8 protein-coding genes are annotated in these 11,396 nt (G+C 58.9%); 3 read left to right on the plus strand and 5 right to left on the minus strand.

The window, feature by feature from the left end:
• Positions 1-223 precede the first annotated feature (223 nt).
• Genes VLX68_04010 through VLX68_04025 form a run of 4 tightly spaced genes read right to left on the minus strand, consistent with a single transcriptional unit; the run spans position 224 to position 6,924 of the window.
• Complete coding sequence (locus tag VLX68_04010) at positions 224-1,885, minus strand: transglycosylase SLT domain-containing protein (GenBank protein ID HUI91394.1); 1,662 nt, start codon at positions 1,883-1,885, stop codon at positions 224-226.
• A 21-nt stretch (positions 1,886-1,906) separates the two neighbouring features.
• Entirely contained in the window at positions 1,907-4,258 is a 2,352-nt protein-coding gene (locus VLX68_04015) for a serine/threonine-protein kinase (GenBank protein HUI91395.1), read from the minus strand.
• Complete coding sequence (locus VLX68_04020) at positions 4,255-5,247, minus strand: FecR domain-containing protein (protein ID HUI91396.1); 993 nt, start codon at positions 5,245-5,247, stop codon at positions 4,255-4,257. The genes VLX68_04015 and VLX68_04020 overlap by 4 nt, the downstream gene beginning before the upstream one ends.
• A 15-nt stretch (positions 5,248-5,262) precedes the next feature.
• Positions 5,263-6,924, minus strand: coding sequence for a type VI secretion system contractile sheath small subunit (locus VLX68_04025; GenBank protein HUI91397.1), 1,662 nt, complete (start codon positions 6,922-6,924; stop codon positions 5,263-5,265).
• A 117-nt stretch (positions 6,925-7,041) separates the two neighbouring features.
• Between VLX68_04025 and VLX68_04030 the strand changes: the two genes are divergently transcribed.
• The 3 genes from VLX68_04030 (at position 7,042) to VLX68_04040 (ending at position 10,716) form a co-directional block, all read left to right on the plus strand.
• On the plus strand, positions 7,042-7,413 hold the full coding sequence (locus VLX68_04030) for a hypothetical protein (GenBank protein HUI91398.1): 372 nt from the start codon (positions 7,042-7,044) through the stop codon (positions 7,411-7,413).
• Between the two features lie 30 nt (positions 7,414-7,443).
• Positions 7,444-8,955, plus strand: a complete 1,512-nt coding sequence (gene gpmI, locus VLX68_04035; GenBank protein HUI91399.1) for a 2,3-bisphosphoglycerate-independent phosphoglycerate mutase — start codon at positions 7,444-7,446, stop codon at positions 8,953-8,955.
• Between the two features lie 114 nt (positions 8,956-9,069).
• Entirely contained in the window at positions 9,070-10,716 is a 1,647-nt protein-coding gene (locus VLX68_04040; GenBank protein ID HUI91400.1) for an NAD+ synthase, read from the plus strand.
• A 289-nt stretch (positions 10,717-11,005) separates the two neighbouring features.
• On the opposite strand, the gene VLX68_04045 is transcribed toward VLX68_04040, so the two are convergent.
• Entirely contained in the window at positions 11,006-11,209 is a 204-nt protein-coding gene (locus VLX68_04045) for a hypothetical protein (GenBank protein HUI91401.1), read from the minus strand.
• Positions 11,210-11,396 lie beyond the last annotated feature (187 nt).

Here is an 11,396-nt window from a genome sequence, read left to right on the forward strand (position 1 = left end):
TTTACAATAGCTTTGCTGTCAACCGCCGATCTAACTGCTATTCCATGTCTAATTAGCCAGTCGCCCCCACAATAGAGCAACCGTTGAAAACCTCCCGGGGGAGGTTGGAGGGCGATATAATCGCATTTTCCTTAGCGGGTCTAAGGGCCGGCTAGGCCCTTCCATATCTTGAATTTATTCTCGATTATTAATTTTTCAGACTCCGAACCAGAAATTTCGGCTCTTATTCTTTATCCTTAAAATTATCCAGCGGTATAAAATCATTCTCCGCATCCGCCTGTTCCGTCGGCGCCGCGGGGATTGCCGTGAACCCGTACTGGTCCGGGTGTTCCGAGATGATGAGCAGCGCGATGACGCGCGGGATGTATTCGTTGGTCTCCTCGGCGAGGTATCCCATTCTGTAAATGTACCAGAAGTCGCGGTTGCGCATGGGATTGTCGATCTTGCGCAGCGCGCCCACCACGCGGGCCTCGCCCGCGTTGTAGGCGGCCATGGCCAGCATCACCGAGCTTTTGCCGCCGAAGATGGCGATGAGCTCCCTGAAATATTTCGCCGCGGCGTGCGTTGCCTTTTCCGGCTCGCACCGCTCGTCGACGCCGCCTTCGATCTTCAGGCCGTAGCGCCTGCCGGTCTCGGTCATGAACTGCCACATGCCGCGCGCGCCGGCGTGCGACAGGGCGCGCGGGTTGAAACCGCTCTCGAGCATGGAGACGTAGGCGAGGTCTTCGGGCAGGTTGGCGGCGTGGAAAATGCGCCTGATCATGGAAAAATATTTTTCCTTGCGGCCGATGTACTTTGCGATGGTGGCGTGCAGGTCGCCCGAGTAAACGCCGATATGGTACCGCACGCGGTCCACCATTTCCTTGGGGATGTGGTAGTCGGTCTCGCCGAACCGCATGAGCACCTCGTCGATGGTCTTTTCGAGCGGGTCGGAGTAGAACTTGCCGAAGTCGTTTTCGTGCACGTCTTTCTTCACCGCGGAAAGCTGCGTCTTTGCCTTGTCAAGTTCGTTGATGAGCGAATCGAGCTTGCGCCGGTTGGCGTCCGGGTCCTTGTTGGCGGCCTCGATCTGCGCCTCGTAGGCGTCGAGCTTGGCGCGCAGCGAAAGGCCCTTTGACAGAAGCGACTTGTACTGGTATGCCCGTATGGCGAAAAAAGAAATGGCCGTTATTGAAACGGCCACCACGGCGCACAGGATGACGACCCATTGTTTCGACGACCGCCGGTGCGCGACCGCCGCGGTGCGCAGCATTGACGCCTGCGTGTCGCTGATCTTGCCCCGTTCGATGATCTTGTCAACGCGCTTCTCGTCGCGCATGAGCTTCTGCATGTCGCTCGCGCCGAGTTTCTTCTCCAGGATTTTTTTTTCCATGTCCATGGTCTGCGACCCGCCGGAAAACCCCGCCTCCCTGGGCATCCTGAGCTTCACCTTGGTGATAAGCTCCTGGTCTTCCTTGCCCGTAGTCTCGGAAGGCGGCTTTTTGGCGTATTGCTGCATTTCGTCTTCCACGGTGCGTACGCTCGTCGATTCGGCCGACACCATGCCGGGTCTTGCGCCCGCCGAGAGGTCCGGCTCGGTCTCGGACCTTATGAGTTTCAGCCGCGGGCCCGCTTTACCGAACCCGAGCATGTCGCCGGGCGAGAGCTCGCGCTCCCCCACCTTTTCCTCGTTGACGTATGTGCCATTGGTGCTTTCGAGGTCCTGCAGGGTTATCCGATCGCCGTTTTTGTAAATGATGGCATGGTGGCCGGAAACGCTTTTTTCACTCGAATGGAGCGGCAACGTGTTCTGCGAGCTGCGGCCCACGCTGATTGCGCCGTCGGAAAGAAGGTAGCGGCGGCCTTTTTCAATGCCCTGGATGACTTCGAGATAATGGTAGCTCATAGATCCTGTATGATAAAACGGTTATCCAAAATATCTATTCACCAATCCCTCCAGAATACCGTACCCCGACACCGCTCCCATGTCCCGCAGCGCCCTGCACAGGTCCTGCTCCATTGCCGCGGCCGATTCGTAGCGGTCTTCGGCCTTCTGCGCCATTGCCCTTGCGATCACCGCGATGAGCGGCTTGGGAACGGCGTCGGCGGCCAGCAGCTTGTATTGGCCGGTTGACTTTGCGGAAAGAAGGGCCGGCAGCTCGCGCTGCGGGAACGCGCGCTGGCCCGCCAGGAACTCGTAGAGCGTGGCGCCGAGCGCGTAGATGTCCACGCGGCCGGTCATTTCCTTGCCGGTCATCTGCTCGGGCGCGAGGTACGGCAGCGTTCCCACCACAAGGCCGCTTTCCATGGTGTGCAGGCTCACGTCCTGGGGGCGGGCGATGCCGAAATCGGTGAGCTTGACGCGGCCGCTCTTGCTGAGCATGATGTTGGCCGGCTTCAGGTCGCGGTGGATCACGCCCTTGTACGACGTGCCGTAAATCACGGCGGTCTTTTTGTGCGCGTATTCGAGCGCGCGGCACACGAGCGCGCCGACGGCCGCGGTCTCCTGCGGGGTAAGCACCCGGCATTTTTTCTGCACGTCGTCCATTGCCGCGCCCGGCACGTATTCCATCTCGATGAACGGGAGGCCGTACCACTCGCCCACGTTGTAGAACTGCACGATGTTCGGGTGCTGGAGCTTTGACAGAATGCGAATCTCGGTCTCGAAGCGCGCGAGCAGGTTTTCCGACTGGCCCGGCTTGATCACCTTCACCGCGCGGAAAACCTCGAGCCGCGGCTGCCATACGAGATACACGTCGGCCATGCCGCCGCTGCCGAGGAACTTCACGATCTTGCCGCCGCTCAAGTCCTGGAACTTCGCAGCAAAAGGCGCAGCGGCGCCTTTTGCTGCGGCAGGACGCTCGGCAACGGTGGAGCCTGTAAAGGTCTCATCGATTTTGTCCGGCGCCTGCGCAGGCGCCTCGGTGAGCTGCTCGCTCACATGCTTTGCCGTTGCAGACCGGGGAAGCTCGCGGATGAAATCCTGCGCCTGGGGCGGCGAAAGCGAGTCTTTGTCCGCTGCCGGCGGCACGTCAAACGAAAGCGCCGCGGTCTCCACGATCGAGGGAACGCCCTTTGCCGCGGCAAGGTACAAAACGGAGAACATCCACGCGTACACCTGAAAGGCCGGGTTCCAGAAATAATGGAACTTTCCAAATGCGAAAACGCCGGCGCCCGCGCTCAGCGCGACCACGGCAAACCCCGCGGCTAGCATCAGCGCCTTCCGCTTTGACGGCACCACGAGCGCGAGCCCGGGAAAAATGAGCAGCGCGAGAAGGATATTGACAAGCGCGCCAGCGGCGCCGGCGGTACGGACCCACGATCCCTGCAGAACGTCCATTGCCGAAGTGGCCCATAGTTCAACGCCCGGGAACTGCGGCCCGGCCGGCGTGGTGAAGAAGTCTGCGCCGGCAAGCGCGTCGGTGATGCCGACGAACACCAGCTTGTCGCGCAGCAGCGCCGGATCAACCGCGCCGTTGAGCACCTGCACCGCGGAAATGGTCTTTATAGTGCCCGGCCTTCCGCGGAAATGCAGGAGCGCGCTGCCGGCATAGGCCGACAGCGGAACATGCCTGTCGCCGACAATGACCTGCGGCTTTCCGTCGAATACGAACCGGTCAGGCTTGACGCCCATGTACGCGGCGGCAGCGCACAGGCCGAACGACGGATAATACTCGTCGCCGGCCTTTATCACGTGCACGATCTCGCGCAGCTTCTGGTCGACCTTGTTCGTGGTGACGTTGATGGCCCCGCTCCGGCCGGCCGACGCGGCAAACGCGCCGTCGGATGCGTCCATCCGGTTTGCGGAAAAAAGACGCAGGCCGCCGAGTTTCTCCTTGCTTGTCACCATCAGAAAGCGCTGCCGGAACACCTCCGGCGGCACAACGGCGCCGGTGTCGCCCGGCTGGAAGCTCGCGCGGAACGGCAGGAGCAGATTGTTTACTTTTGCGAACGCCCTCGCGAGGCTGTCGTTTCCCTGAAGGTCCTCCTGTTTGGGCGGAAAAATGATGTCGAGGGCGACCACGCGCGGCGAGCAGGATTGCAATTTATCAACGAGCCGCGCGATGGCGGCGCGCGGCCACGGCCAGGCGCCCATGGCGCTGATGCTCTGCGCGTCGACGCCCACGATCACGACCGAGTCGCACGCGGCCGATCCCCTGGACAGCGCGAAATTCATGTCGTACAACACGTTGTCGACCAGCCGCAGCGGCCGCACAAACATCAGCGCCGCGAGAAGCAGCGTCCCGATGCCGAGCACCGCGGCCTTTGCCTTGTTCATTCCTCGTTCTCCCCGAACATCTCGGCGGCCCGCTTGTCGCGCTCCATGTTCCATTTCACCCACGAGTCGGCCTCGTCCTTCTTGAACGGCTCGACCGCCTTGGGCTTTCCCTTCTTGTCAATTCTTATCTTCTGCATGTCTCGCACGATCGACACCCACTGCTCCAGGCTCACCTCGGACGGGCCCGGCACCTCGCTGGGGCCGCTCACCTCGCCCGGCTCGCCGCCGGACGCCGCTTTCATCGAGGGGTTGTTCTTCACCGCGACCTCGCCGTTGTACACCTTGACTTCCGATGAGCTGTCCTTGTCCACCGTGGCCTCGTACACCGTGCCGTGCACGCCCGCGATGGCGGTGGGGAGCTCGAGCTCGAACCGGCTCAGCTTGTCGCGGAACTGCTTCATCTTGGTCCACACCGAGCCGAGGTTGAACCCCATTTTCGTTTCCCCCGCGGTCGACCCCGTGTCGCGGAACGCGTCGATGCTCGCGCGCGTGTTTTCCTTGAGCCTCACCACGGTCTCCTTGTTGATGATCATCTCCACCCGGCCCGTTGCCAGGGTCTGCACCACGTCGCCGGGAAACACGATCGTGTTGGGAACGAGTTTCTGGCGCGCCTTGCCGCCCTTTGCGATGAGCACCGCGTCGCCCTCCACGTAGGTGACCACGCCCTGCATGGCCTGCACCCTGCGCTCGAATACCTGGCTTGCCGGCGCCGCGGGCTTTTCGCTTTTGTAATCCGGATTGTGAAGCACGAGGGCGTCGCCCGGATGGATGACGTTGAGGTCCTTGAGCGACGGGTTGTCCTTGAGGACCGCCTTTGCGAGGTCCGCGCCCCAGTAGCCGTAGTAGTCGATGCAGACGAGGCTGACCGTTTCCCCTTTCTTGACCGTGTGCTTGAAGGTTTCCTGCGCAGGGTCGATTTTCTGCGCGGCAACGGCATTGTGGAGAAACGCCGACACGACAACGAGCGCGATGAGTCGATTGAGTTTCATGCCGAAATCCCCTGGTTAAATGGTAAAGGTGAAACGGGCCTGATGCCCGGAAATGGTCGCGTCCGAATTTATTGCAATGACAAATGACTGATGGTTTTCGACCGAAACATCCACAGGCTTGCCGGATGATAAAATTCCACAGGCCGACAGATCTTTATCAAGAAAGTCCTCAAGCATGCCCGCAATTTCCCTCTTTGATTTCTGAGAACCATATTCCAGGATTTTCATGCCGGACAGCCTTGCGATGCGGTTGACAAGGAGGTTGAAGCAAAGGCTCCTGAAGTTGTCCGCAACGCTCTCGGGGCCGGCCACGGTGACCGCCTTGTCAAGCGATGCCTTTTCAAGGGTTTGTTCAAACAGCGTGAGCCCCATGGCCGCGGCCTCATCCGCCACCTCCCGAGAAACCGCTTGGGAAAAAACCGGCGTGTCCGTAAACACGCTTTCCACTGGAAGCTTTTGCTCCTTTGCGCAAAAAGGGTCATTGTGGCCGACGATCATCTCCGCCCACCGGACGGCGGCATACCATTCGGAATTCATTCCCGATGCGAGCGAAGGCGCGCAGAGACACAGGCACCGTGAGGCGGTATTGTCCCTGAATTTTTTATAGGGCAAAAACCGCACGTCGTCGAAGAAATGGGAGATGCTCTTGCGGGAAGAGATGTCCTTTAAAAGCGGGTCATCCATGTCAAGCGGAGCAACCACGACGCATTTGAAGCGCTCGGCAGCGGCGCACAACGCCGCCAGCGCCTCCATGCTCGCGTTGGTAAACGTCACGCCGTGGTCCCACACCACGAGGTCGGGCGCCGAGCCTGCTTCCATGCAGGCGCCGAGCGCTTCGTCGAGCCTGTCCTGCATGTCTTGTGACGGGCATGAGATGACGCCGAGGGTGACTTCTTTTTCTCTTCCGATCACCTTTGCAAGCCGGGCGAGTCCCTGCCATGACAAAAATCTGGACTTGAAGAAATCCTGCGATGAAACCGCCGCTGCCTGGGCGTTGAGTTCCTGATTCAATACGGTTAGATAAGCCGAGATTTTCGATTTGTCAAACTGTTCCTCTCCTGCCGATACGGATTGAAACAAGGCATCAGTAAGGCCCGGCTGACTGCTGCCTGATTCCTTGCCCGTCTGCGGCTTCACGTCAACCATGGACAAAATCCGGTCAACGGAAGATCCCCGCGGCTTTGCTTTTGGCGCATCGACAGGTTTTTGCTGACGACCGCCTTTGGCCGGTGAAAGCATGGATATAATTCTTGATGATTCATCAGCCGGCAGTCCTGCTTTTTTTATCAAGGCAACTGCATCATTCACGCTGATTTTCCCGTCAAGCATTTGCTGCAGCGCCAAACAAGCCCTTGTCCACGGCGCAAATACGGGAACATTTGCCGCGATGCTCTCCGCCGAAAAATCCTTCATCGTCTTCACAGGATATTCAACGAAAACCTGTTTTTCACCGTCAATCAGCATATTTTTCGCATTGCCGGAAAGCAAAATCCCCGCGGACGCCATGAACTCGTTCCATTCCGCAATGTGAACGGAAACCGGCTTCTTCGAAACAAATCCGAGGTCGGAGCAGACAAGAATGTTCCACGGTTCAAGGTCAATGGCAGCGGGCTTTTTGACCGGTGCAGGACCGAGCGAAACGGAAAAGGAATCGATTTGGGATTTGTCTTTGTTCACGGGCATATCATTTATATTGCGCGATGATATATAATTTTACTTAATATATGATATTTGCTATATTTATAGGCATTAAAAAATTGCATGCACGCCTGAAATCAAGGGAAAGGCATCACCATGAACAGAAGGAATTTTCTCGCCGCATCGGCGGCCGTCGCGCTCGCGTCATGCGCACGCATGGACAAGCGCGCCGCCAGGTATGACGAACACCAATGCCCCTTTTGCACCCAGAAAGCGGGCGTATGCTCCTACTGCGGCGGCAGCGGTAAGTGCGGTTTCTGCCACGGCAAGGGAAAGCGGAAGACCGTTTCGCCCAACGTCCCCGAAGAAAACATAAAGCCGGGGTTCTACGAGGAGCAATGCCCCTACTGCAAGGGCAGCGGCGTGTGCCGCTACTGCCACGGCAACGGAAAATGCTGGGCCTGCAAGGGCACCGGCAAAGTTGACAACTGGGATTTCTACGAACAATACAAGCAGGCCGCCAAGTAGCCCGCGCACCTCCTCCAGGAGCACCGGTTCATGAAGAAAAGACCTGTCTGCCTCATCATCAGGGACGGCTGGGGACTCGGAAAAAAAGACGACACCAACGCCATTTTCAAGGCAAAAACGCCGTTTACCGACGCGTATGAAGCAGCCAATCCGGGATCGATCATCGCCACGTCGGGCCTGAGCGTGGGCCTGCCCGACGGGTACCAGGGCAACAGCGAGGTGGGCCATCTCAACATCGGTTCGGGCAGGATCATCTACCAGAGCCTCACGCGCATTGACAAATCGGTCTCCGACGGCGACTTCTTCACCAACCCCGCGTTCACCGGGGCGATCGACCTGGCCAAAAAGCGCAACGCCGCGCTCCACCTCATGGGCCTGATCCAGGAAGAGGGCGTCCACGCGGTCACGCGGCACTGCGTCGCGCTGCTCGACCTGTGCAAACGGCGCACGTTCACAAACGTCCTCGTCCACGCGCTCACCGACGGCCGCGATACGCCCCCGAAATCCGCGCGCGAGCACCTGGCGCTGCTCCAGAGCGGCATTGACAAAACAGGAACCGGCCGCGTAGCCACGGTGATGGGCAGGTACTATGCCATGGACCGCGACAAGCGCTGGGAGCGCACCGAGATCGCGTACCGCGGCCTCATGCAGGGCCTGGGCAGGGCCGTGGCGTCCTGGCAGGAGGCGATCGACGACGCCTACGCGAGCGGCGAGACCGACGAGTTCATCAAGCCGCGGACCGTCAACTATGCCGGCATCGGCAACAACGACGTCGTCATCTTCTTCAACTTCAGGTTCGACCGCACGCGCCAGTTGACAACCGCGATCATGGAGCCCGGGTTCAAGGAATTCGCCACCGTGCCGCACCGCATCCATTTCGTGGCCATGACCCACTACTACGACAACGGGCATTTCACCGAGGCGTATCCCGAGATCCAGAACGCCAACATCCTCGGCGAGGTGCTGAGCAACAACGGCCTCAGGCAGCTGCGCTGCGCCGAGACCGAAAAATACGCGCATGTCACCTTCTTCTTCAACGGCCTGCGCAACGAGCCGTTCGAAAACGAGGACCGCATCCTCGTGCCCAGCCCCAAGGTGGCCACCTACGACCTCAAGCCCGAGATGAGCGCGTTCGAGGTGCGCGACAAGCTCGTGGCCGCGATCAAAACGGGCGCGTACGACGCCGTGATCATGAACTTCGCCAACTGCGACATGGTCGGGCACACCGGCGTGTTCGGGGCGACCATGAAGGCGGTGGAGACCGTTGACGCGTGCGCCCATGACGTGGTGGAAACGGCGCTTTCCCAGGGCGGGGCCTGCATCCTCATGGCCGACCACGGCAACGCCGAATACAAGAAGGCCCCGGACGGCTCCCCGCTCACGGCCCATACCACCAACCCGGTGCCCCTCACCCTGATCGGCGCGGGAAACGTCAAGGTCAGGCCTGAGGGAAAATTGTGCGACATCGCGCCGACCATCCTTGAGTTGCTTGACATAAAGAAACCGGCCGAGATGACCGGGACGTCGCTCATTGTACATTGAAAAGAAATAACCGCAGAGACGCAAAGAGCGCAGAGAAGAATTAAAAATTGAAAATTAAATATTAAAAATTTTTAATTTTGAATCTTTAATCTTTAATTTTCCAAGGCCTGTTACATGAAAATCGCTCTTTGCCAGCTCAACCCCGTCATGGGCGACATCGCGGGAAACACCGCCAAACTCATCGCCGCGGTGTCCGCGCATCGCGACAAAAACATAGACCTCTTCGTTTTTCCCGAGCTCATTGTCCAGGGATACCCGCCGCGCGACCTGCTCGAACAGTCATGGTTCGTCAGCCGCGGCGCCGCCGCGCTGCGCGACATTCTCGCGTTTTCAAAAAAAATCCCTGAAAGCGGCGTCCTGTTCGGCTTCGCCATGCCCAGCACGCGGAAAAACGGCAAGCGCCTCTCCAACGCCGCGCTGCTCGTTTGCAAAGGGAAAATCGTTTTCCAGCACGACAAGTCCCTGCTCCCCGCCTACGACGTGTTCGACGAGGCGCGTTACTTCGACGCGGCCGCCGGCCGCAGGGTGTGCCCGTTCAAGGGCGAGCGGCTCGGCATCACCGTGTGCGAGGACGCCTGGAACGACCCGCACATGTGGCAGCGGCTGCTCTACGACATCGACCCGGTAAAAGACCTTGCCAGAAAAGGCGCCACCATCCTCCTCAACCTTTCGGCGTCGCCGTTTTACCTGGGCAAGGAGAAAATCAGGTTCTCGCTGGTCAAGGCGCACGCCAAACGCCACCGGCTGCCTTTTGTTTTTGTCAACCAGGCCGGCGGCAACGACGAGCTCATCTTCGACGGCAACAGCATGGCGTTCGACGCAACGGGCGCCCTGCGCGCCATGCTCCCGGCGTTTAGCGAGGCCGTGCGGGTGGTCGACACCAGGGCCTTCGGCCCCGTTGTAAACCCGCCGGAGTTCGACACCATCAAGAGCGTGCACGACGCGCTCGTCTGCGGCATTTCCGACTACCTGCGCAAATGCGGGTTTACAAAGGCGCTTGTCGGGCTCTCCGGCGGCATCGACTCGGCGGTCACGGCCGCGCTCGCGGTCGACGCGCTCGGCCCGAACAACGTGTGGGGCGTCACCATGCCGTCGCGCTATTCGTCAAGCGGAAGCGTCGGCGATTCGGCGGCGCTCGCCAAAAACCTCGGCATCACCTTCACCACCATCCCCATCGAAAGCGCGTTTTCCGCCTTTACCGGGGAACTCGAGCCCGTGTTCGCCGGTCTGAAGCCCGACTTGGCCGAGGAGAACATCCAGGCGCGCGTGCGCGGCACCGTCCTCATGGCCCTCTCGAACAAGTTCGGCCATATCCTTCTGTCAACCGGCAACAAGAGCGAGCTCGCCGTCGGCTACTGCACCCTCTACGGCGACATGAGCGGCGGCCTGAGCGTGATCTCCGACCTTCCCAAGGGCATGGTGTACAAGATGGCGCATTACATAAACCGCGTGCGCGAGATCATCCCTGCAAACTGCATCAGCAAGCCGCCGTCAGCCGAACTGCGGCCCGGCCAGAAAGACCAGGACACCCTGCCGCCGTACGACGTGCTCGACCCCATCATCGAGCTTTTTGTTGAAGAGGGAAAATCGGCCAAGGAGATTGTCAAAAAGGGATTTGATGGAAAGACCGTGGCGTGGGTGGTGGAGGCTGTAAAGAAAAGCGAGTACAAGAGACGGCAGGCGGCTCCGGGGCTGAAGGTGACGCCCAAGGCGTTCGGGGTGGGGAGAAGGTTTCCGCTGGCGGCAAAGTATGAGTGTTAAAAAAAGATAAATAAAAGTTGGGCGCCCCGCGGCCGTGCCGCGGCGGCCGGGGAGAGGAAATCATGCCGGTTTTATTCCTTCTCATTGACAAATAGCAATGAACTTTTCCGGAGGGCCAGCCACGTTCATTGGTGTCATTGCGAGCGAAGCGAAGCTCAACGCTAATAGCGTGTCATGAGAATTTTTTATCCTGCCGTAAAGAGGCTGATAATTTTTATATTGAAGAACCCGCCCCAAGTGGCGGGGATTCTTTCTTGGCTATAGAATTAGAATATTTTATAGTCGCCCGCTAACCCCGCGCCAAGTCGCGGGGAATGCGCGGGCTGTGCCATTCAATCATCAAATCCCCTGCTTTCGCATGTTGCCGATAGGAAACTCGTTCTGCGTTTCCGGTGGGATTTATTATCTGATAATGCTCAGCGAGTAATTTATCGCGTTGAATACGGATCATGGCAGCTTGAAACACGAACGCAGAATCATCGATTTTGTTCACACGAGCTTTAACCTGCGAGAGCCTGCATAAAAAGAGTGAATCCTGTTGTTGCGTTAGATCGTCGAATAACGCGATTTGCTTTAGCGTGTCTGGTTAGAGCTTAGCATATTGCAATAACTCTTGGGAAGATTCATGGTTATCTGCATACCGGTTGAAAATGCAATTCGATAAGAACAGCACCATGGAA

This window comes from Chitinivibrionales bacterium (assembly GCA_035516255.1).
GTDB lineage: Bacteria > Fibrobacterota > Chitinivibrionia > Chitinivibrionales > FEN-1185 > FEN-1185.